Raw genomic sequence first — 22,622 nt, forward strand, 5'->3', positions numbered from 1 at the left:
TGGAGCCGGCGGGATGGCGGCGAACCGCCACCCCGCCATGTCCTTACTTGGCGGCGCGCAGCACGCGGTCGGACTGCGCCTGCGCGGCGGCCAGCGCTTCCTGCGGCTTCTGCGAACCCGTGACCGCGGCCTGCACGGCATCGTTCACGAACTTGTAGATGCGGCCGTTTTCGTGGACGGAGAGCTCCGGCACGGCATGCTCGAGCTGATCGCGCGCCACGGTCGCCTGCGGAAAGCCCTTGGCGTAGTCTTCCATCGCCTTGGTCTTGTAGGCGGCCGGCGACACCGCGACATAGCCGGTCTTCATGCTCCACTCCGCCGCACGCTCGGGCGCCGTCATCCACTGGATGAACTTGATGGCGGCCTTCTGCTGCTCGGGCGAAGCGCTCTTGAAGATGTAGAAGCTGCCGCCGCCGGTCGGCGATCCCCGCCTCTCCTTGGCCGGCAGCATGGCCACGCCGAACTGGAATTTCGCGGCGTCCTTGACGGCCGTGAGGTTACCGGTCGTGTGCCACATCATCGCCGTCTTGCCTTCGAGGAAGTCGGTGCGGAGCGTCGCCCAGTCGATGCTGCCGGTCGGCATGACGTTGTGCTTGCGCGACAGGTCGACCCAATAGTCGAGTGCGCCGACCGTCTTCGGCGCGGTGAGGTACACCTCGGTGCCGGCCTCGTTCATCATCTTCTGGCCATTCTCGATGGCGAGCGCCTGCAGCATCCAGTAGCCGTAGCCGGTGGTCGGGATCTCGACGCCCCAACGCGTCGTGTTGGCGCCCTCCTTCTTGACCAGCTTCTTCGACATCTCGACCATTTCGTCCCAGGACGCCGGCGCCTTCTCGGGATCGAGGCCGGCTTCCTTGAAGGCGTCCTTGTTCCAGTACAGCACGATGGTCGAACGCTGGAACGGGATGCTCCAGGTCTTGCCGTCGACCTGCCCGTTGGCCATGAACGCAGGATAGAATTCCTTGAACCAGGCCTTGTCGCCGACGAGGTCGTCAAACGGCACGATGGCGTTCTCGTCCATCAGCGTGAATACGTCGGTCGACAGCAGCACCGACAGTTGCGGCGGCTGCCCGCCCTTCATGGCGGTCATCGCCTTGGTCATCGTGTCCGTGTAGTTGCCGGCATAGACCGCCGTCACCTTGACGTCCGGATTGTCCTTCTCGAAGCGCGAGACCATATCGTCGATGATCTTGGTGACGGGACCGCCGACCGCGACCGGACAGTACATGGTCAGATCCACCGCGGCAGCGGGACGTGCCCCCATCGAGAGCACGGCAAGTACGGCTGCCATCAACATCGTTCGTCGCGCAAACATCTTTCTCTCCTTCTGTAATCCGCCGAGCGCCTGAAACCACCGCTGCTATCCCGCGGAGGTCGCCAGCCGGCCCTCCCTGGCTGAAGTCTCCAATCGGCACTCCGTTGCCGGATCGAACCGATGCTCGTGACCGGCCTCCCAGGCCAGCCGCACGTCCTCACCGGGCTGAACCTTGCTGAAGCCGTCGAGTCGCACCGAGATCGGTTGACCGTCGATGTCGCACAGCACGATGCTGTCGGCCCCGAGATGCTCGACGGCCTTGACCCGCGCCGCATGATCGCCATTGGGCACGATGCGGATGTGCTCCGGCCGAATGCCGATGAGATGATCGCCCTGACGCACCAGATTCATCGGCGGTGTACCGATGAATCGCGCCGTGAACGCCGTCGCCGGCCGGTTATAGAGTTCTTCCGGCGAGCCATTCTGCTCGATGCGGCCATCGCGCATCAGGACGACGCGGTCCGCCATCGTCATGGCTTCGGTCTGATCGTGGGTGACGTAGACCATCGTCATGCCGAGACGCTGCTGCAACGCGCGGATCTCCGTTCGCATCTCGTGTCGAAGCTTGGCGTCGAGGTTGGAGAGCGGCTCGTCCATCAGACAGACCCGCGCCTCGGCGATGATGGCGCGCCCCAGCGCGACGCGCTGGCGCTGCCCTCCCGACAATTGCGACGGCTTGCGATCGAGCAGGTGCGCAAGACCGACGATATCGGCAACGCGACGAAGCCGCTCGTCACGCTCGGCGCGCGACACGCGCCGCACGCGCAGGCCGAAGATGATGTTCTCGGCCACACTCAAATGCGGAAACAGCGCATAGGACTGGAAGACCATGGAGATCTTCCGGTCCGCCGGCGACAGACGGGTCACGTCGACGCCGCCGATGGCGATCGTGCCGGCGTCGGCCTCCTCGAGACCGGCGATCAGCCGCAGCGTGGTCGACTTGCCGCAGCCGGACGGTCCCAGCAGCACCAGCAGCGAACCCTCGTCCGCCGTCAGGCTGATGTCATCGACGGCGCGCATCGCGCCCCACGACTTGGAGACATGGTTCAGCGTAATCGCCGACATGGCCGGTTCGCTCTCAGCATGATGCAGCTACGCTGACGGCGGCTCGCTCCAACGGAGCAGCGCAATGCCGGTCAAACCGGTCCATGCGTCCTCCCTTGAACCACGCGCATTCATCGGCGTAGCGACTATTATGTTCATATGAACATAGTGTGACACCATATGAAACAGAAAATTGCGTCTCTCCCGTTCAAATGATACTTTCGTTGGGAACGGAGGGCTCATGCCCAAGAGCGCCACGACACGTCAGGTCCACATACTGGAGATCGTGCGCGAGCAAAGCTTCGCTTCCATCGAGCAGCTTGCGGCGCGTTTCGAGGTGACCCAGCAAACCATCCGCCGCCTTGTGAATGCGCTCTGCGACCAGGGACTGCTTCGGCGCGTGCATGGCGGGGTCAGCCTCCCCGTCCAGAATCAGAACCTCGCCTACGGCAGCAGACACAGGCTGAACGCCGAGGCCAAGCAGCGGATCGCGCATGCGACCGCCAAGCTCATTCCCGACGGAACGTCGCTGATGATCGGGCTCGGTACGACGCCCGAATATGTCGCGCAGGCACTGTCCCGCCGACGGGATCTGCGGGTGATCACCAACAGCCTGAATGTGGCCGCCGCCTTCTCGCACAATCCGGACGTGGAGATCACCATCGCCGGCGGCACGCTGCGATCGCTCGACCGCGACATCATCGGCGAGGCCGCCGTGCGTTTCTTCTCGGGTTTCCGCGCCGATTTCGGGATCTTCGGCGTCGGCGGCGTCGATCCCGACGGGACGCTGCTCGACTTCCATGTCGACGAAGTCAAGGCACGCCAATCCATCGCCGCCAATTCGCGAACCTCCGTGCTCGTGGCCGACATCACCAAATTCGGGCGCAATGCGACGGTTCGCGGCGGCCACCTCGACGAGTGCCACCATCTCGTCATCGACGACCGCTTGCCGGCAGCGTTCGAGCCGGTCGCTCGGGGATATAGCGGGCAGATCCATACGGCCGGCGGTGCTCGTGCGGATCTCGAGCACATCGGCAACACCTAGCCGGCAATTGCACATCATCACTGCTTGGCCGATCGCGTCTCCCCGGAGGCGAGGTCCGCGATCGATTCACGCTGCGCGCCAAACGGCCGGAGGACGACCCATTTTGTCGCGATTGACTTGTTATAACATTTGGGCAAATGTCCTAACTAACCGGAAAAATAAATCCGGATTTTCGGGAGGACCGCATGCCGTCATTCAAGCCGACGCGACGAACGCTACTCAAGACCGGAACCGCAGCCGCCGCCTTCGCGACGTTTGCTCCGGCCTTTCTCCGGCAAGCTGCCGCGCAGGACGCCGATCTCGCGCCTTACAAATCCGCTCAGATCGATTGGCAGCAGGTTTCCGGCGAGACCATCACGGTCGCCGTGATCCCTGCGAGCTATTTCGAGAACCTCATCACGCTGGCGCCACAGTTCAAGGCGCTCACCGGCATCGACGTTCGCTTCGAGAAGATTCCGCCGGCGCAGATCCGGCAGAAGAGCGTCATCGACCTGACCTCGAAGACCGGCACCTACGCGACCCATGCCGCGGACCCCATGTATTACGCGCTCTATGCCGCGAACAAATGGGTCGAGCCGCTCGACACCTACCTCGCCGACAAGTCGCTGACCGATCCGGCCTGGTTCAAGCTCGACGACATCATTCCGGCCTGGCGCAGAGCCAACGGCATCGACGGCAAGCTCTACGGCATGCCCTATGACGGCGAGGTCACCATTCAGGTCTATCGCAAGGACCTCTATGACGCGAAGGGCCTGAAGCCGGCCGACACGCTGGAGGCCTATATGTCCAACGCCGCGGCGTTGAACACGCCGAACGATCGCGTCTGGGGTGCAGCCCTGCGCGGCGTCGCCGGTGCCGGCCAGAACATGTACATCTATCCGTCGATCTTCCGCGAGTTCGGCGGCGACTGGATGAAGGGCGGCAAGCTCGCCGTCAACGGCCCCGAGGCCGAGGCGGCGCTCGCCTGGTACGTCGACGTCATGAAGAAGTATGCGCCGACGGCGGCGGCGAACTGGAACTGGCCGGATATCGCCGACGCCTTCTCGCAAGGCACCGTCGCCAGCTACATCGACGCGCATTCGTCGGCTTCGGTCATCAACAATCCCGAAAAGTCCAAGGTGATCGGCAAGGTCGCCTATGCCCGCTGGCCCAAGGGTCCCTCGGGCAAGCGCACCACGTCGATCTGGAACTGGGGCTTCCCGATCAACTCCGCGCTGCCGGAGAAAAAGCGCAAGGCCACCTGGCTGTTCATCCAGTGGGCCGCGAGCGCCGAGACCCAGGCGCGCACCGCGCACAAGTTCGCCGGCCCCACCAAACGCTCGGGCGTCAACCGCACCTCGGTGTGGAAGGATCCCGATTACATCAAGCTGATGAACGGCTTCGGCGAGAACTTCGTCGAGGTCACGATGGGTGCCCTGCAGGAGGACACCGACGTCGACTGGCGTCCGCGCGTGCCGCAATGGCCGGCGATCGGCGACACCATGGCGACCGCGATCCAGTCGGCCCTCTCCGGCCAGGCCACGATCAAGGCCGCACTCGACGATGCGCAGCGCCGCATCGAACCGATGATGCGCGGCTGAGCCATGACGACGACAGCGGTGACATCGGCCGGGATCGCGAGCGAGGCGCCTCGCAGCGATTTCGGCCGCGTCCTGGCGCAGCGCGAGCGCCGGTTTGCGGCGGCCCTGCTTGCACCGGCGTTTCTTGCGCTGCTCGCCACCACGACGTTTCCGCTGCTCTTCCTGGTCTACACCAGCGCATTCCGGATGGATCTGGCGATGCCGTTCACCAACGGCTTCGTCGGGTTCGAGAACTACCAGGTGCTGCTCTCCGACGAGCGCTTCTGGGCCTCGCTGCTGGTGAGCCTGGTCTATACCGGCTCGACCGTCGCGTTGCAGGTCATCATTGGCCTGGCGCTCGCCCTGCTGGTCATGGACATGAAGCGCGGCCAGGGCTGGTTCAGGGTCATCGCCATCCTGCCCGTGGTGCTGTCGCCGGCCGTGGTCGGCATGATCTGGCGCACCTTCATGCTGGCACCGGAATTCGGCATCGTCGACTTCCTCGCCATCAACGCCGGCCTCGGCAGCAAGAACTGGCTCGGCGATCCCACGCTCGCGATGGTTTCGGTGATCGCGATCCATACCTGGCAATGGACACCGTTTGCCTTCATGGTGCTGCTGGCCTCGCTCGCCTCGCTGCCCGAAGACATCTACGAGGCGGCACGGCTCGACCGTGCCTCGGCCTGGCAACGCTTTCGCCGCATCACCCTGCCCTTGCTGCGCCCGGCGATCGTCATGGTCATCATCATGCGGACCATGGTGGCGCTGACCGCTTTCGCGGCGATCTTCACCGTCACCGCCGGCGGCCCCGGCACGGCGACCGAGATCCTCAACCTCTATGCCTACCGGAAATCCTTCACCGAGCTGTCGATCGGCTACGGCTCGGCGCTCGCTGTCGCGCTGCTGATCGTGACCATCATCATCTCGGGCCTCCTGTTCGCGATGCGGAGGGCGAAATGACCGCAAAGCGCGTGCGCATCATCGCCCTGCTCGCGATCTCCGCGGTCTTCCTGCTCGCCTGGGCGTTCCCGATCATCTGGAGCGTCCTGAACTCGCTCAAGACCGATTCCGACGTGCTGGCCTATCCGCCCAAGCTGGTGTTCACGCCGACGCTGGAAGCCTATCGCGACGTGCTGTTCGGCTCTGGGTCGATCCTGCCGAACCTCCTCTCCAGCGTCATCATCTCGGTCGGCACCACCGTGGTCACCATGCTGATGGCGGTGCCAGCGGCCTATGCGCTGGCGCGCCTGCGCTTTCGCGGCAAGAAGTTCGCGGGCTTCTACGTGCTGGCGACGCAGATGCTCCCGCCGGTCGGCATCATCATCCCCTATTTCCTGGTGCTGCGGAACATCGGCTGGATCGACACCTATCAGGGCATCATCCTGATCTATCTGTCGTTCTCCCTGCCCTTCGCGATCTGGCTCTTGGTCTCCTATTTCGAGGACATTCCCTTCGAGATGGAGGAAGCCGCCTATCTCGACGGCGCCAGCCGATTGAAGACATTGTGGCGGATCATCATTCCGCAGGTTCGCGGCGGCATCGCCGTGACGATCGTGTTCGTGTTCCTCAATGCGTGGAACGAATTCCTGTTCGCCGTCGTGCTGAGCGGCAACACGGTGCGTCCGGTCACGGTCGCGATGTTCAATTTCGTCTCCGTCGAGCAGACGCTGTGGGCCAAGCTCGCCGCGGTCTCGGTCCTCGCCATGCTGCCTGTCGTCGTGCTCGGCGTGGTCGCGCAGAAGCATATCGTGAAGGGCCTGACGGTCGGTGCAGTCAAGGGCGGAGGACGCCGATGAGCGGCCAGGGTCAGGTCAGTTTTCGCAACATCGTCAAGATGCACGGCGAGTTCGCCGCGCTCAAGGGCGTCAATTTCGACATCAAGCCGGGCGAGTTCTTCGCCCTGCTCGGCCCGTCCGGCTCCGGCAAGAGCACGACGCTGCGCATCCTCGCCGGGCTGGATGCGCCGACCGCCGGCCGCGTGCTGATCGACGACAAGGACGTCACCTCGACCGACGCGCGTGACCGCGACATCGCCATGGTGTTCCAGAGCTATGCGCTCTACCCGCACATGACGGTGGCCGAGAACATCGCCTTCCCCCTGGAAATGGCCAAGCTGCCGAAGTCCGAGATCGCGCCCGCCGTGAAAGACGCGGCCCGAAAAGTGAAGATCGACCACCTGCTCGATCGCAAGCCGGGCCAGCTCTCGGGCGGCCAGCAGCAGCGCTGCGCGCTGGCCCGCGCCATCGTGCGCAAGGCGCGCCTGTTCCTGCTCGACGAACCGCTGTCCAACCTCGACGCCAAGCTGCGGCTCGAAACCCGCGCCGAGCTGAAGAAGCTGCAGCGATCGCTCGGCGTCACCGCCGTCTACGTCACCCACGACCAGGAGGAGGCGATGACCCTCGCCGACCGCATGGCGGTGTTCATGTCGGGCGAGATCCAGCAGGTCGGCACACCCGCCGAGGTGTTCGCCCGTCCGAACTCGATCGACATTGCCGGCTTCATCGGCAATCCCCCGATGAACCTCGTCCCCGCCCGTTACGTGGACGGCGACGTCATCATCGCAGGCCATCGCCTCAAGACGACGGCTACGACCGCGGGTGAGCGCGATGTGGTGGTCGGACTTCGGCCCGGCGCCCTGCGCTTGGCGGAGGGGGGCCTCGGCGCGCGCGTCGATCTGATCGAAGACCTCGGCGATACCGCCGTGCTCGATCTCGACTGCGCCGGCACCATGATCCGCATGCGCGTCGCCGACGGCAACATACCCGGAGAGGGCGACACGATCTCGATTACCGCCCGTCCCCAGGACATTCACCTGTTCGATCCAGCGACACGCAGGCGGCTCTGACACCATGGCTGTTCAAACACGCAAGAAGAAACCTGCACCGCTCGGCAGCGATGTCGTCACGGAGGGCTCGACGCCCCTGCATATCCAGATCCGTGAATCCATTCGCAGCCAGGTGCGCGACGGCAAGCTGATCGACGAGACCGGCCGCCTGATGACCGAGGCCGAGCTCGGCCGTCATTTCGGCGTCAGCCGTATCACCATCCGCAACGCCATCGCGCCCCTGGTGAACGAAGGCATGTTCGACCGCTCGCGCGGCCGCGGCACCTTCCTGCGCTCGAACCAGCCCGAGAACTGGGTCGGCCACCTCATGGGCTTCTCGGAAACCATCCGCGACGCCGGCTACCAGGCCGGCGCCACGATCCTGCAGCAGGGCATGACCAACCGGCACGATGCCGCCGTTCGCGAGCAGCTGCGCGAACGCGCCGTCTGGCAGCTCCGGCGCCTGCGGCTCGCGGACGACACGCCGATCGCCATCGAGCATGCCTTCTATCCCCCGGATATCGGTCTCGAGCTCGAGAAGCGCGATCTGGTCTCGATCATCATGTACCGCGTCTTCGAGGACGAGCTTGGTCTCGCCATCAAGGACGCCCAGCAGACCATCAGCGCCGACCTCGCCGACGCCGGCAGCGCCAAGCTGCTGGGGGTGAAGGTCGGCTCGCCCCTGCTCTCCATCGAGCGCGTCACCTTCGGCAAGGACGGACGGGCGCTCGAGCTGCTGCGCGCCGTGTACTTGCCGAAATATTTCCGCCTCAGCATCAGCCTGACGCGCCGCCACTAGCAACGCCACACGTCAATCACGAGGACAAGAACATGCCGAATGGCGCAAAGACCCCCGATAGTCCCAACGTCCTGCTCATCCTCAACGACGACATGGGCTTTTCGGACATCGGCTGTTACGGCGGCGAGATCCAGACGCCGAACCTCGATCGCCTCGCGGCCAATGGCTTGCGCTATTCGCAGTTCTACAACACCGCCCGCTGCAGCCCCTCCCGCGCCTCGCTGCTCACCGGCCTGCATCCGCACCAGACCGGCATCGGCATCCTCACCTACAGCAACGGCCCCGAGGGCTACGCCGGCAATCTCAACAACAGCTGCGTGACGATCGCCGAGGCCCTGAAGAGCAAGAACTACACGTCCTACCTCAGCGGCAAATGGCACATTGCCAGCAGCCTGACGGAGCCGACCGACGCATGGCCGATGCAGCGCGGCTTCGACCATTTCTACGGCACCATCATCGGCGCCGGCAGCTTCTATCATCCGAACACGCTGACGCGCGGCAACGACAATATCGAGCACGAGGCCGTGAAGGATCCGTCGTTCTTCTACACCGACGCAATCAGCGATCAGGCCGCCGCCTTCATCCGCCAGCACAAGGCACAGAAGCCCGACGCGCCGTTCTTCCAATACGTCGCCTATACGGCGCCGCACTGGCCGCTCCATGCCCATGACGAGGACATCGCCAAGTACAAGGGCCGCTTCGACGCCGGCTGGGACAGGCTGCGCGAGGAACGCCTCAAGCGCCTCGTTGACGACGGCATCATCCATCCGAACTGGCGCCTGACCGATCGCGATCCGACCCAGCCACCGTGGACCGACGCGGAGCAGCGCGAATGGACGCTGCGCTGCATGGAGGTTTACGCAGCGCAGATCGACCGCATGGACCAGGGCATCGGGCGGATCCTGAAGGCGCTGGAAGAGACCGGTCAGATGGACAACACGCTGATCATCTTCCTCTCCGACAACGGCGCCTGCGCCGAGGATATTCCGGAGGGCGTCACGGCAAAGGAGCTGGTCGACCAGCTCATGATCGCCCAGGCCAAGACACGCGACGGCCGGCCGGTGCGCTTCGGAAACGACCCGACCTTGATGCCCGGCGCCGAGGACACCTACCAGAGCTATGGCACCGCCTGGGCCAATCTCTCCAACACCCCCTTCCGTCTCTACAAGCACTGGATCCACGAAGGCGGCATCGCGACCCCGTTCATTGTGCACTGGCCGCGCGGCATCTCCGAAAAGGGCGGGCTGCGGCACAATCCAAGCCAGCTCACGGACGTGATGGCGACCATCCTCGACGTCACGGGCGCCGCCTATCCCAAGGAGTATAACGGCAACGCCATCCTGCCCTGCGAAGGCGAGAGCCTCGTGCCGTCCTTCGCCTCGGCCTATGGCAACCGCGGCCCGCTGTTCTGGGAGCACGAGGGCAATGCGGCCGTGCGCGTCGGCAAGTGGAAGCTGGTGCGGAAGTACCCCGGCCCCTGGGAGCTCTACGACATGGAGACCGACCGCACCGAGATGAACGATCTCGCCGCGCAACATCCGGATCGCGTCCGCGAGATGATGGCGCAGTACCAGCAATGGGCCAATCGCTGCGGCGTGATCCCCCGCGAAAAGATTCTCGAGCTGATGAAGGCGGAAGGCGGCACCGCCTTCTGGGAGGAAGAGAAGCAGAAATAGGGCATGACTGGGGATCGCTCACATTGTTGCACCCTGCGCGCCGCCGGCAATGAACCGGCGACGGGCATCGATGCGCAGGCAGCGATCCTTCCCAGTCCAACCCCGATCCCGCGCCGCTGGAGCTCGCTGATCGGCGGATCCTTCCACATGGGATCCGCCGGCGGGGGCTTTGTCGAGGACGGCGAAGGCCCGGTGCGGCTCGTCACGCTGTCGCCGTTTGCCATTGCCTGTCACACCGTGAGCAATCTGCAATTCGGCGACTTCGTCCGGGCCACCGGCTACACGACGGATGCCGAACGCTACGGCTGGAGCTTCGTTTTCGACGGGCTGCTGCCGGAAGAGACACGTGCGGACCACACGACGCGCGTTCAGGAAACGCCATGGTGGGTGCCGGTGACGCGCGCCTATTGGGCGCAACCAGAGGGGCCGAACAGCAGCATCCTGGACCGGCTAGATCACCCCGTCGTCCACGTCTCCTGGAACGACGCACAAGCTTACTGCGGATGGTCCGGCACACGCCTGCCGACCGAAGCGGAATGGGAGATGGCCGCGCGCGGCGGGTTGGACCAAGCCACCTATCCCTGGGGCAACGCGCTGCAGCCCGACGGCGAATATCGCTGCAACATCTGGCAGGGCAACTTTCCCGACCGCAACACTGTGGATGATGGCTATTTCGGTACGGCGCCGGTTCACAGTTTCGCGCCCAACGGATATGGCCTGCACAATGTCGCCGGAAACGTCTGGGAATGGTGCGAGGACTATTTTTCACCGAGCTATCACAGCCTCATGCCATCACAAGACCCCTTGAACCGCGAGCCAGCTCTCAACCGATCGATGCGCGGCGGATCCTTCCTCTGCCACGAATCCTACTGCAATCGCTACCGCGTCGCGGCGCGAAGCTCCAATACGCCCGATTCCGCGTCCAGCAATATCGGCTTTCGCGTCGTGCGCACCGAGCCTCTGCGGGATCCTTCATAGAATGGAGCCGGCACCACATCCCGCGAGGCCGGCCGCTGCCCCCGGCATCCGGCTGCTGCCATTGGTCCTGCGCAATTTCGTGCGCAATCGCGAGACCGGCCTCGTGCTGGTCGCCATCGTCGTCGGGCTGCTCAGCGGTGTGCTGGTGGCTGCGATCTCGAGCCTCAGCCAGGTCTCGCACGCGCTGCTGTTCGACATTCCTTTCGACGCTCACCTCAGTGCCACCGGCGTGATCTCGTGGCAGCGCACGCTGCTGATCCCCCTGCTCGGTGGGCTGGTGCTTGCGCTGATCGGGCTTTACTTCGCCCGGCGCGTCAAGGGACAGCAGCTTGCCGACGCCATCGAGGCCAACGCGCTCTATGGCGGCCGGGTGTCGTTTCGCGGCAGCCTGCTGATCTCGATCCAGACGCTGCTGTCCAACGGTTTCGGCGGATCGGTCGGACTGGAAGCCGGCTACACCCAGATCTGCTCGATGTTCGGCTCCCACGTCGGCCAGCGCCTGGCCGCCCGGCGCAACGACATGCGGCTGCTGGTCGCCTGTGGCGCCGCGGGAGCGATCAGCGCCGCGTTTTCGGCGCCGCTGGCCGGCGCCTTCTATGCCTTCGAGGTCGTGCTCGGCGCCTACACGTCCGCCGGTCTCGTGCCGGTCATCGCCAGCGCCGTCACCGCCTGGCTTGTGGCGCGGCAATTGACGCATCAGTCCTTCCTGATGGTGCCCGGCTTCCCCTCGCCGGTTTCCGTCGAGATGATCGGGCAGACCGTGCTGATCGGCATCATCTGCGCCTTTGTCAGCATCCTCGTCATGCTCGCCGTCGCATTCGCCGAGCGATGCTTTCAGCGCATCACGGTGTTGAAGGGCCTGCTGCGGCCGATGCTCGGCGGTCTGCTTCTCGGCGGCCTCGCTTTGCTGACGCCGACCGTGCTCGGCGCCGGCCACGGCGCGATGCAGATTCTGCTGGTCAGCAATCCGACCTGGCTGCTGCTCACGACCACCATCGTGTTCAAGATCCTGGCCTCCGCCATCTCGCTCGGCTCGGGCTTTCGCGGCGGCCTGTTCTTTGCCTCGCTCCTGCTCGGCGCGCTGATCGGACAGCTCTACAGCGTCGTGCTGACCGGCCCTCTTCCCACGCTGGCGCTTCAGCCCGGCACCGCCGCGATCGCAGCGCTCGCCGCGCTCGGAACCGGCGTGCTCGGAGCGCCGTTCAGCATGGTCTGTCTCGCGCTCGAGATCACCGGTGATTTCTCCGTCACCGTTGGCGCCGTGGTCGCCTCGTCGGTCTGCGCGCTGATCGTGCGTGAACTCTTCGGTTACAGCTTTGCGACATGGCGCTTTCATCTGCGCGGCGAGGCGATCCGCGGTCCGCAGGACATCGGCTGGATCCGGCAGATGAGTGCGGCATCCCTGATGCGCGCCGACTTCGAGAACGCGCTGACGACGATGCCGATCGGCGAGGCGCAAAGGCAGTTCTCGCCGGCGCTGGTTCACCAAATCGTGTTGCGTGATCCCAACGGCATCTATGCGGGCATCGTGCCGGCCGCCACGCTGCATTCCCTGGCCAGCCGGGACGAGGAGTTGCTCGGGTCGCTGGCGCAGCAACAGGATGAATATCTGCTCCCGACCACCCCGGTTCGCGAAATCCTGAAGGCCTTCGAACGCAGCGAGGCCGACGTGCTCGCGGTTGTCGACCGTCCCGACCATCGCGCCACGATCGGCACCCTCAGCGAATCTCACGTTCTACGCACTTACGGCGAAGAGCTCGAACGCCGGAACCAGGAACTGTTCTCGCGTTGATGGCCGCTAGGGCCGCAGATCCATGTCGATCCGCACGAAGTCACCGCGGTAGGTGACTTCGCCGAGATAGATCACGGTGCGGTCCTGCGTCGTGAAGATGCGGCGGACTTCGGCCACCGGCGAATTCAGCGGCACACGCAGCAGCCGCGCCGCCTCGATATCCGCGGTACCGATCGTCAGGGTCTGGCGCGCGCTGGCGATGGCGGGATCCCTGAGATCGTTCAGGATCGGGATCACGGTCTCGTTGCGAAAACGCTTCGGCGACCTGCGAAAAATCTTCTCGTCGAGATAGATGGAAATGACGCAGTAAGGCTGCTTCTGCCGCGAATGCAGGCGGCGCATGAAGACGTACTTTTCGGCCGGCTTGCCATCCCCGGGAAGCAGCGGGGCATTGCTGCGACTTTCCGAGATGTTGATGATCTCGGGCGAGGTGTCGCGATACATGTCGGCGAGATCGGACAGCGTGGTCTCGACCTTGAGCCAGCGATCCTGCCGCACCGTCCCCGTGACGAAGGTGCCGCGGCCCTGCTGCGCCTCGATCACGCCGTCCCGGGCGAGCAGCTCCACCGCCTGCCTGATCGTGACGCGCGACACACCGAACTCGGCCGCCAACTCCTCGTTGGCCGGCAGGCGGAATCCCTGGGTCCAGACACCGCGCGCGATGCGCTGCCGGAAGATGTCGGCGATCTGCGCGTATTTGGGGACGTGACTGTCGGAACTCAATTCCATCTCGTCCTCCGGAATTCAGGCCGCGCGATCAAGCCATGACCAGTGCGGCACCGCGTTCGCCGATCATCAGGCTGGTCGCATTCGTGTTGGCCGAGGTGATCTGCGGCATCACCGAGGCGTCGATCACCCGCAACCGTTCGACGCCGCGCACGCGCAGCTGCGGATCGAGCACGGCCTGCGCGTCGCTGCCCATGCGACAGGTCCCGACGCAGTGAAACACCGTGCCACCCGTATTGCGCGCAAAGTCCCACAGCCCGGCATCATCCCTTGCCGCCTCGCCCGGCACCATCTCGACGTCCCAGAGCGGGCGAAACGCCCTCTGCTGATAAATCTCGCGCAGAATCTTCAGGCCCGCAACAATGGTCCTGCGGTCGATCTCCTCGGCAAAATAGTTCGGCGCGATGCGCGGCTGCTCGAACGGATCGGTCGAGCTGATCGCAAGCCGTCCGCGCGACTTTGCGTGGCACTGCCAGACCGAGGCCGTGAAGCCGGAATAGCTGTGCAGGGGCTCGCCGGGCTTGTCGACCGAGAGCGGCATCACGTTGAACTGCACGTCCGGTCGTCCGCCGACCGCGTATTCCGTGCAGGCCGCGCCGCCCACCTGCCCCGCCCCGACCGTCAACGGACCGCTGCCCACCAGCATCCACTGCAAGCCCATCTTCGCAAGCTCGACGGGGTTGCGGACCTGGTCGTTGAGCGAAATCCGTTCCTTCAGGCGGACGATCAGCCGGGCCTGATAATGGTCCTGGAGATTGGCGCCGACGTCGGGAGACTCGGCAATGACGGGAATGCCGAGCCTGCGCAGCAGGTCCGCCGGACCGACGCCGGAGAGCTGGAGGATCTGCGGCGACTGCAGTGCGCCGCCGGACAGGATGATCTCACGATCGGCCGTCGCACTGTGCACCTGCCCCTTGCTGATCCACTCGACGCCGGTCGCGACGCGGCCGTTGAAAACGACCCTGCTGACCTGCGCATGGGTGATGATGGTGAGGTTGGGACGGCCGGCGGCGGGGCGCAGAAACGCAGATGCCGAACTTGTCCGCCAGTGCCGCCCGATGCCGAGCTGGTAGGTACCGACGCCCAGCGTCGTGGCGCCGTTGAAGTCGGGATTGCGCGGCAGGCCGAACTCTACGCCCGCCTCGACCCAGGCCTTCGATGCCGGATTGTCGTTGCGAAGGTCGGAGACCTCGAACTCCCCGAGCCCACCGTGAAACTGGCTCTCGCCGCCGCGGTAGCGCTCGTAGCGCCGGAAATACGGCAGGAGTTGGCGATAGCTCCAGCCATCGGCGCCAAGGCGCTCCCAATCGTCGAAATCCTCGTGCTGGCCCCGGATGAAGATCAGGCCGTTGATTGACGAAGAACCGCCGAGCACGCGGCCCCGCGGCCAGACGATGGCGCGGCCGCCGCTCCCCTCCGAGGGCTCGGTCTTGAACAGGCGCGAGAACCGCTCGTTGAAGATGGTCCGGTAGTAGCCGACCGGAAGTTTCAGCCAGAAGTTTCGATCCGAGCCGCCGGCCTCCAGCAGCAGCACGCGGCAGGACGGATCGGCCGACAGCCGGTTTGCAACGACGCAACCGGCCGAGCCCGCGCCGACGATGATGTAGTCGTAGCCGCGTGCTGACATCAGATCGTCCGGTATTGTTCGATAGAGGCAAGATCGGGCGTGATGCCGAGGCCCGCTTCGTCGCCGAGCTCGATCATGCCGTCGCGGACGTCGAGCACGGGACCGCAGAACCGGTCGCGCAGCGGGTTTTCGTTGCAATCGACCTCGAGCAGGCCGTCGCCGCCGACGCCGGCGAGCAGATGCGCGGATGCCAGAAGGCCGATGCCGGCGCCAAGATAATGCGGGCAGAACATCTTTCCCGACGTCAGGATGTCGCGGGCAATGCTTGCGCAAGCCGACAGCCCGCCCCATTTGGCGATGTCGGGCTGGACGACACCGAGCAACGGCTCACGCAGCACCTCGGCAAAACCGGCGTGGCTTGCGATGTTCTCGCCGGCCGCGAGCGGAAAGCGGATGGCCTCGCGCAATTGCGCCCATTCCTGACGGGGGCGATCGGCGCGGATCGGCTCCTCGAGCCAGGCGAGACCGAAATGCTCGAGTTGCGGCGCAAGTTCCAGCGCCTGCGCAATGGTCCAGCCCTGGTTGACGTCGGCGGCCAGCAGGCCATCGCCAACAAGCCGGCGCAGGGCGGCGAGATTGGCGCGGTCAGCCGCCGGATCGAAGCCGATCTTCAGCTTCAACGCGCGGTAGCCGCGGCCCAAGGCCGCTTCGGCCGTCCGCTCGGACCCGACCGGATTGATGCCGCTGGCGTAGACCTTGATCTCGCGCCTGGCTCCGCCGAGCAGCCTCCAGAGCGCGAGGTTCTGGCGGCGCGCGTGGAGATCCCAGACGGCGAGATCGATGCCGGCAATCGACTGCGCAAACGGGCCGGCTTCTCCGGACTGGAGCGCGAGCACCGAGGTTCCCCGTGTCAGGCGCTCGAACGCGGCGGACGGCTCAGGCGCATCGAATCCGACCAGAGCCGGAGCAAGCACCTCGTTGACGAGCCGAACACGATGTTCGGCGCCCGGTGCAGGAAAATTGCACCACACTTCGCCCCACCCGATGTTCCCGTCGCTGTCTTCAACGCGGACGAAGACGGCCGGCCGGTCCTTCATCCGTCCAAAGGACGTGATGACCGGCGACGTCAGCGGGTAGCGATAGCCAAAGGCCTGGACGCTTCGGATGGTGAAGGGCGATGTCATGCGGGAAAGCCTGTGACGACTACGACCAAAGGCGCCACTTGTATGGTCCTCCTATTTATAATATGACCTCTGAAAACATCAACCGCAATCTGGGTGGACGCGTCGAATGAACGGAGCTGGCCTGAGACGCTTTGGTCTCGGATTGTTACCGTGGATCGGTGCAATCCTGCTCTGGTACGCCGTGCGCTGGAGTGGCTTCGTCAACGTCTCGCTGATCCCCGCACCGCACCAGGTCGCCGCAAAATTCTTCGAGCTTCTCACGAAGGAAGGCCTGCTGATCGACATCTTCGCCTCGACGCGGCGCGTCTTTCTCGGCGTCGCGCTCGGCATCCTCGTGGCCGTGCCGGTCGGATTTCTGCTCGGGTGGTATCGCCCCGCCCGTACCTTCGCCGACCCGATGATCAACTTCTTCCGCGCGCTGCCGCCGATCGCGCTGATCCCGCTGGTGATCGTCTATTTCGGCGTCGACGAGCTCGCCAAGCTCGTCATCCTGTTCTACGCCTCGTTCTTCTCCGGCGTGATCGTGATGTATGAGGGCGTCTCGCAGATCACGCCGCTCTACATCCGCGTGGCGCAGACGCTCGGCGCCAACCAGGCCGAGATCTTCCGCAAGGTCATCATTCCCCTCACCGTCCCGCACATCCTCACGGCGCTGCGCGTGGCGTTGGGCGTGGCCTGGGCGACCCTGGTCGCATCCGAGCTGATCGCGGCGCAGCGCGGGCTCGGCGCCATGATCCAGAATGCCTCGACCTACTTCCTGCTCGACGTCATCTATGTCGGCATCATCTGCATCGGCCTGATCGCGCTGATCATGGATCTGATCCTGCGCAAGATCACGGCGCGGCTATTGGTCTGGCAGGATCGGGCCATCGCATGAACAAGCGCGCACAGTTCGACAAGGTTTCGCTGTCCTTCGAAACGCCAAAGGGCCGCCTCAACGTCGTCGAGGACGTCAGCTACGACATCAACGACGGCGACTTCATCGCGGTGATCGGGCCGTCCGGCTGCGGCAAGACCACGATGATGAGCATGCTCGCGGGCTTCCAGAAACCGACCACCGGCAACGTCCTGTTCGACGGCCGTCCCGTCGCCGGCCCCGGCCCCGAGCGCGGCGTCATCTTCCAGGAATACGGCGTCTTCCCCTGGCTGACGGTGAAGCAGAACATCGCCTTCGGCCTGACGCTCAACGCCAACCATGTTCCGGCCGCCGAGCGCGACGCGATCTGCGATCACTATCTCGGCCTGATGGGCCTGTCCGACTTCGCCAATTCCTATCCGAAGCATCTGTCGGGCGGCATGCGGCAACGCCTCGCGATCGCGCGGGCCTATGCGGTGAAGCCGCAGTTTCTCCTGATGGACGAGCCGTTCGGAGCGCTCGACGCCCAGACCCGCTCCAACATGCAGAACCTGCTGCTCAAGGTGCTTCAGACCGAAGGCAAGACCGTCATGCTGATCACCCATTCCGTCGAAGAGGCGATCTACCTCGCCTCGCGCATCGTGGTGGTGACGGCGCGGCCGGCGCGGATCAAGGAGATCATCGACGTTCCCTTCACCTATCCGCGCGACGAGTCGATCCAGGAGCGCCCGGAATTCGCCGAGCTGCGAAGCCATATCAGGCAGCTCGTGATGGACGAATATCGCGCCCAGCAGGCGCAGCTGCGTCCAGTTTCATTCTCGGAATAACAAACAAAACGGAGGACACATCATGGATCGGCGGCAATTTCTGACCACGACGGCGGGCCTTGCGCTCGGCACCTTCACGGCCGCGGCGCCGGCGATCGCGCAAGCGAAGACGAAGGTCCGCGTCGGCTATCTTCACACCGTCGCCGTCGACGGCCAGATCTGGACCGGCATGGACCGCGGTTCCTTCGAAAAGCAGGGCCTCGATCTCGAGCTGCGCCAATTCAACACCGGCCTGGAGATCTTCCAGGCCCTGATCGGCGGCAGCCTCGACGTGCTGGCGACCGGCGCGGTGCTCTCGAACTTTCCGGCCCGCGGCCAGGGCAAGGTGTTCCTGATCAACGACATCGAGGTCGCGACGGCGCAGCTCTGGGTTCGCGGCGATCAGGGCATCAAGTCGTTCGCGGATTTGAAGGGCAAACGCATCGCAACCGCGACCGGCACGACGGCGCACGTGTTCCTCGATACCGCGCTGCGGGCCAACAAGGTCGATCCCAAGGAGGTCGAGCTCGTCAACCAGACCATGCCGGCGGCCGTGACCGCCTTCATCTCCGGCGCCGTGCCGGCCGTGGCGCTCTGGGTGCCGTTCAACGTCACCGTCCGCGACAAGGTGCCGGGCGCGACCATGCTCGCCGATGCGTCAGCCTATTATCCCAAGGCGGCCATCATCGGCGGCTGGGCGGCGGCGAACGACTATTACGAGCCCAACAAGGAGACCCTGGCCAAGCTGATCCGCGGCTGGGCTGATGCCAACGACTATATCGTCGCGAACAGCAACGAGGCGATGGAGAAGCTGCAGAAGGGTCATTACAGCCAGACGCCGCTGTCCGACATCAACGAGTCCTTCAAGGCCCAGAAGATGTTCACGTCCAAGGACTGGAAACGCATGTACTCGGACGGGACCGTCACCAACTGGCTGCAGCAGTCGACAGACTTCTTCATGGCCAACGCCGGCATCAAGGACTTCACGCCGGCGAGCAAGTATTTCGATCCAAGCCTGTATTTGAAGACGATCGCCTAGGCATCGAAGGGACACGGTGTTGGCGCCGGACACGTCATCTGTCCGGCGCGCTCCGCTCGTCGCCATCCCGGCTCCGCCAGTGCGTTCGCCAGCACCATATAGCTCGGCAGCGTTGCGGGATCGATGGCGGCATGACCGCATCTCACAATAACCGGAGAAACCCGCGCCATACAATTCTCAGCAATGTTCTCATTGCTTGAAACAATGCTCGCGATGCCACTTTAGAAAATGCGGATGAGGTCGATCCGACGGCCTTTCTGGCTCAAGCGCATGACCGGTCTTGTTTATGACCGATCGAATCCCTTCCGGGTCATTTGTCTGGCGCGAGATCAATATCTCCAAATCATCAGAAAGGCTGATCAAACCACGATCGAACATCCAATGAGCAGTACCGGACAGCGCGATCCCATTACTCACAATATCCGGCCCATTCGCCTCTACAGGCCGTATGTGCGCCGCCGCTACTTCTGCGCGTCCCATTCCGTTAATGAGTTTCAGCCCGGTGATGGCGCAGCGCTCGTCGTAGGCGCGCAAGACGATCCGGCGAAAAACGCGGTCGCGCAAGACTCTCGATACCGTTAGGCTGACGCGATCACGCTGCTGCTCAAGTATGAAAGGCGCCTGCTCTCTTTCGCTGAGTTGAGACAATCGAACATCGGTATCGACTCGAGGCAGCAGTGGTGCTCCTTCCGCAAAGCCGAGTTCAAAGATTCTATTGAAATCGTGCGGCGAGATTCGGCGGACTGCCGACTGAGCGCGTCCCGAAATTCGTCCCTGCTCATTCAGCACGCCCCGCTCCACGGGACCATCTACCCCCTTGAAGGCGACCGGATTGACAAAATCGAGATAGCTCCCGGGCTCGATCAGCGCCAGATACATGCCCGGAGCGCCGGGGTCGGGAATAACCTGCTGAACCCGAGCAATCGCAAAGTAGCCGCGCGTCTTGGCGACCTTGCTCGGCTCATAATAGATGATCCAATCGCCGATGCAGGCTTCGACTCGACCAAGATACTGACTGGGGAACTGATACTGTTCAGCCGGGCTGTCATCGTAGATCGAGTCCGATCGATGGATGAATACCCCAAATCCCATGGTCTATGCCGCGCCGCCTTTACGGGAAGTATCGACCTTACGCAGTTATGCTAAACTGACAGCCCTACTCCCACTCAATCGTCCCCGGCGGCTTGCTCGTCACGTCGTACACCACCCGGTTCACGCCCTTCACCTCGTTGATGATGCGCGTCGCCGTCTCGCCTAAGAACTTCATGTCGAACTGGTAGAAGTCCGCGGTCATGCCGTCGGTCGAGGTGACGGCGCGCAAGCCCACGACGTAGTCATAGGTGCGGCCATCGCCCATGACACCGACTGTCTTCACCGGCAGCAGCACGGCAAAGGCCTGCCAGATGTCGTCGTAGAGGCCGTGCTTGCGGATCTGGTCGATGTAGACGGCATCGGCCTTGCGCAGGATGTCGAGCTTGTCCTTGGTGATGTCGCCGGGGCAGCGGATGGCGAGGCCCGGACCCGGGAACGGGTGGCGGCCGACGAAGATTTCGGGCAGGCCGAGCTCGTAGCCGAGCTTGCGGACCTCGTCCTTGAACAGCTCGCGCAGGGGCTCGACGAGCTTCATGTTCATGCGCTCGGGGAGACCGCCGACATTGTGGTGCGACTTGATCGTCACCGAGGGGCCGCCGGTGAAGGAGACGCTCTCGATCACGTCGGGGTAAAGCGTGCCCTGCGCGAGGAAGTCGGCGCCGCCGAGCTTCTTGGCTTCCTGCTCGAACACCTCGATGAAGAGGCGGCCGATGGTCTTGCGCTTTGTCTCGGGGTCGGTGACGCCTTCGAGCTCGCCCAAAAATTGCTTCGAGGCATCCACGTGCACGAGCGGGATGTTGTAGTGGTGGCGGAACAGGTCGACGACCGTCTTGGCCTCATCGAGGCGCAGCATGCCGTGATCGACGAATACGCAGGTGAGCTGGTCGCCGATGGCCTCGTGGATCAGCACCGCGGCCACCGCCGAATCGACGCCGCCGGAGAGGCCGCAGATCACCCTGCCCTTGCCGACCTGGGCACGGATCTTGGCGATCTCCTCCTCGCGGAAGGCGCGCATGGTCCAGTCGCCGGTGAGACCGGCGATCTTGCGGACGAAGTTGCGGATCAGCTTGGCGCCATCCGGTGTGTGCACCACCTCGGGGTGGAACATCAGGCCGTAATATTTGCGCTTCTCGTCCTGGATGATCGCGAACGGCGCGTTCGGCGAGGTGCCGGCGACGGAGAAGCCCGGCGGCATCTTGGTGATGCGGTCGCCATGGCTCATCCAGACCTGGTTCTTGCTGCCCGACGACCAGACATCCGCGAACAGCTGGCTCTCGGCCTTCACCTCGACATCGGCGCGGCCGAACTCGCGGTGATGACCGCCCTCGACCTCGCCGCCGAGCTGGGCGGCCATGGTCATCTGGCCGTAGCAGATGCCCATCACGGGCACCCCTGAGGCGAAGATCAGCTGCGGCGCGCGGGGCGAGCCGGCTTCGTGCACGGATTCAGGACCGCCGGAGAGGATCACCGCTTTCGGCTTCATCTCCTTGAAGGCCTCTTCGGCCTTGTTGAACGGGACGATCTCGCAATAAACGCCGTCCTCGCGCACGCGACGCGCGATCAGCTGCGTCACCTGGCTGCCGAAGTCGACGATGAGAATCTTGTCGTGCGCCGAGGCCACCGGGGGCGTCGACGCGGAGCGGTCGTTCTGTGCTGCTGTCATGGCCAGCAAATACGCTGGCAACGGGCGCGCCGCAACCGCGCGCACCGCGCGCCCACATGCTTCTTTGGGCATGGACAAACCAATATAGGTAAGTATTATTGACCTATATGTCCCACTCTCAAAACAGGGGCTGATCAGGGAGAACGCCATGTCACGGCATCACCAACCAACCACGCTCGCAGCGCTCGGCCGGACCTGGGTCGAGGCCTGGAACGCGCGCGATCTCGAGCGCGTGCTCGCGCTGTACGACGGGGCCGCCCTGATGACCTCGGACCGCATCCCGATGATGGGTTTTGACGCCAGCGGAACGGTGCGCGGCAAGGACGCGCTACGCGCTTATTGGGGCAAGGCGCTCGGCCTGCTGCCGGAGCTGCATTTCACCCTGATCGATGTCTTCGTCAGCCCCGACAGCGTCGTGGTGTTCTACGCCAACGAGCGGGGGAAGAAGATCTGCGAGTATCTGCGGGTGAACGATGCGGGGCTGATCGTGCAGGGCTCGGCGAACGATTTGATGCATTGAAGGTGCGGGTCCCATCCACCGCCGTCATTCCCCGCCTTGTGCGCAATTGCGCACAAGGCGGGCGATGACACCGTGTGTGAGGCACGAGCATGCCTCCCACACCGTCATTGCGAGGAGCCCTTGCGACGAAGCAATCC

Annotated in this window: 20 protein-coding genes; 13 read left to right on the top strand and 7 right to left on the bottom strand. The window is 64.3% G+C overall.

Features of this window, described 5'->3' with window-relative positions; all coding sequences use genetic code 11:
- Nucleotides 1-43: 43 nt before the first annotated feature.
- Both Q0743_RS16525 and Q0743_RS16530 read right to left on the bottom strand, forming a co-directional pair.
- The gene (locus Q0743_RS16525; protein ID WP_298242747.1) at nucleotides 44-1,297 is read right to left on the bottom strand and encodes an ABC transporter substrate-binding protein; all 1,254 of its coding nucleotides are present in this window, start codon (nucleotides 1,295-1,297) and stop codon (nucleotides 44-46) included.
- A 63-nt stretch (nucleotides 1,298-1,360) separates the two neighbouring features.
- Nucleotides 1,361-2,380, bottom strand: a complete 1,020-nt coding sequence (locus Q0743_RS16530) for an ABC transporter ATP-binding protein (protein WP_298242576.1) — start codon at nucleotides 2,378-2,380, stop codon at nucleotides 1,361-1,363.
- A 220-nt stretch (nucleotides 2,381-2,600) separates the two neighbouring features.
- Here Q0743_RS16530 and Q0743_RS16535 point away from each other — a divergent pair, with 220 nt between their 5' ends.
- The 9 genes from Q0743_RS16535 (at nucleotide 2,601) to Q0743_RS16575 (ending at nucleotide 13,032) form a co-directional block, all read left to right on the top strand.
- Nucleotides 2,601-3,404, top strand: a complete 804-nt coding sequence (locus Q0743_RS16535) for a DeoR/GlpR family DNA-binding transcription regulator (protein WP_298242577.1) — start codon at nucleotides 2,601-2,603, stop codon at nucleotides 3,402-3,404.
- 185 nt (nucleotides 3,405-3,589) lie between these two features.
- Nucleotides 3,590-4,984 carry a sugar ABC transporter substrate-binding protein gene (locus tag Q0743_RS16540; protein ID WP_298242578.1) on the top strand — a complete coding sequence of 465 codons (1,395 nt, stop codon included), beginning with the start codon at nucleotides 3,590-3,592 and terminating at the stop codon, nucleotides 4,982-4,984.
- A 3-nt stretch (nucleotides 4,985-4,987) separates the two neighbouring features.
- Nucleotides 4,988-5,923: a carbohydrate ABC transporter permease gene (locus Q0743_RS16545; RefSeq protein ID WP_298242579.1), complete on the top strand. Its 936-nt coding sequence runs from the start codon at nucleotides 4,988-4,990 to the stop codon at nucleotides 5,921-5,923.
- Nucleotides 5,920-6,759, top strand: a complete 840-nt coding sequence (locus Q0743_RS16550) for a carbohydrate ABC transporter permease (RefSeq protein WP_298242580.1) — start codon at nucleotides 5,920-5,922, stop codon at nucleotides 6,757-6,759. The genes Q0743_RS16545 and Q0743_RS16550 overlap by 4 nt, the downstream gene beginning before the upstream one ends.
- Entirely contained in the window at nucleotides 6,756-7,808 is a 1,053-nt protein-coding gene (locus Q0743_RS16555) for an ABC transporter ATP-binding protein (protein ID WP_298242581.1), read from the top strand. Before Q0743_RS16550 ends, Q0743_RS16555 begins: the two co-directional genes overlap by 4 nt.
- 4 nt (nucleotides 7,809-7,812) lie before the next feature.
- On the top strand, nucleotides 7,813-8,586 hold the full coding sequence (locus tag Q0743_RS16560) for a GntR family transcriptional regulator (RefSeq protein ID WP_298242582.1): 774 nt from the start codon (nucleotides 7,813-7,815) through the stop codon (nucleotides 8,584-8,586).
- Nucleotides 8,587-8,618: 32 nt separating this feature from the next.
- Nucleotides 8,619-10,262, top strand: a complete 1,644-nt coding sequence (locus Q0743_RS16565) for an arylsulfatase (protein ID WP_298242583.1) — start codon at nucleotides 8,619-8,621, stop codon at nucleotides 10,260-10,262.
- A 3-nt stretch (nucleotides 10,263-10,265) separates the two neighbouring features.
- Complete coding sequence (locus Q0743_RS16570) at nucleotides 10,266-11,240, top strand: formylglycine-generating enzyme family protein (protein ID WP_298242584.1); 975 nt, start codon at nucleotides 10,266-10,268, stop codon at nucleotides 11,238-11,240.
- Between the two features lies 1 nt (nucleotide 11,241).
- On the top strand, nucleotides 11,242-13,032 hold the full coding sequence (locus tag Q0743_RS16575) for a chloride channel protein (protein WP_298242585.1): 1,791 nt from the start codon (nucleotides 11,242-11,244) through the stop codon (nucleotides 13,030-13,032).
- A 6-nt stretch (nucleotides 13,033-13,038) separates the two neighbouring features.
- Here the strand turns inward: Q0743_RS16575 and Q0743_RS16580 are convergent, their stop codons facing one another.
- The 3 genes from Q0743_RS16580 to Q0743_RS16590 are packed head-to-tail and all read right to left on the bottom strand — an operon-like array spanning nucleotide 13,039 to nucleotide 16,509.
- Nucleotides 13,039-13,761 (bottom strand): GntR family transcriptional regulator, encoded by a 723-nt coding sequence (locus Q0743_RS16580; RefSeq protein WP_271530284.1) that lies wholly within the window; start codon nucleotides 13,759-13,761, stop codon nucleotides 13,039-13,041.
- Between the two features lie 28 nt (nucleotides 13,762-13,789).
- Complete coding sequence (locus Q0743_RS16585; protein ID WP_298242586.1) at nucleotides 13,790-15,385, bottom strand: GMC family oxidoreductase; 1,596 nt, start codon at nucleotides 15,383-15,385, stop codon at nucleotides 13,790-13,792.
- The gene (locus tag Q0743_RS16590) at nucleotides 15,385-16,509 is read right to left on the bottom strand and encodes a mandelate racemase/muconate lactonizing enzyme family protein (RefSeq protein ID WP_298242587.1); all 1,125 of its coding nucleotides are present in this window, start codon (nucleotides 16,507-16,509) and stop codon (nucleotides 15,385-15,387) included. Before Q0743_RS16590 ends, Q0743_RS16585 begins: the two co-directional genes overlap by 1 nt.
- Nucleotides 16,510-16,615: 106 nt before the next feature.
- Between Q0743_RS16590 and Q0743_RS16595 the strand changes: the two genes are divergently transcribed.
- From Q0743_RS16595 to Q0743_RS16605, 3 genes are read left to right on the top strand one after another with little or no spacing between them, the layout of a single operon-like run.
- Nucleotides 16,616-17,386, top strand: a complete 771-nt coding sequence (locus tag Q0743_RS16595; protein ID WP_298242588.1) for an ABC transporter permease — start codon at nucleotides 16,616-16,618, stop codon at nucleotides 17,384-17,386.
- Nucleotides 17,383-18,192 (top strand): ABC transporter ATP-binding protein, encoded by an 810-nt coding sequence (locus Q0743_RS16600; RefSeq protein ID WP_298242589.1) that lies wholly within the window; start codon nucleotides 17,383-17,385, stop codon nucleotides 18,190-18,192. The genes Q0743_RS16595 and Q0743_RS16600 overlap by 4 nt, the downstream gene beginning before the upstream one ends.
- A gap of 22 nt (nucleotides 18,193-18,214) precedes the next feature.
- A complete protein-coding gene (locus Q0743_RS16605; protein ID WP_211417466.1) occupies nucleotides 18,215-19,210 on the top strand; it encodes an ABC transporter substrate-binding protein in 996 nt (331 codons plus the stop codon).
- Nucleotides 19,211-19,399: 189 nt separating this feature from the next.
- On the opposite strand, the gene Q0743_RS16610 is transcribed toward Q0743_RS16605, so the two are convergent.
- Nucleotides 19,400-20,302, bottom strand: a complete 903-nt coding sequence (locus Q0743_RS16610; RefSeq protein WP_298242590.1) for an HNH endonuclease — start codon at nucleotides 20,300-20,302, stop codon at nucleotides 19,400-19,402.
- Nucleotides 20,303-20,366: 64 nt separating this feature from the next.
- The gene (guaA, locus tag Q0743_RS16615; RefSeq protein ID WP_298242591.1) at nucleotides 20,367-21,965 is read right to left on the bottom strand and encodes a glutamine-hydrolyzing GMP synthase; all 1,599 of its coding nucleotides are present in this window, start codon (nucleotides 21,963-21,965) and stop codon (nucleotides 20,367-20,369) included.
- Between the two features lie 148 nt (nucleotides 21,966-22,113).
- Here guaA and Q0743_RS16620 point away from each other — a divergent pair, with 148 nt between their 5' ends.
- Complete coding sequence (locus tag Q0743_RS16620) at nucleotides 22,114-22,485, top strand: nuclear transport factor 2 family protein (RefSeq protein WP_298242592.1); 372 nt, start codon at nucleotides 22,114-22,116, stop codon at nucleotides 22,483-22,485.
- Nucleotides 22,486-22,622 lie beyond the last annotated feature (137 nt).

The sequence above is a fragment of the uncultured Bradyrhizobium sp. genome (assembly GCF_936943645.1).
Classification (GTDB): domain Bacteria; phylum Pseudomonadota; class Alphaproteobacteria; order Rhizobiales; family Xanthobacteraceae; genus Bradyrhizobium.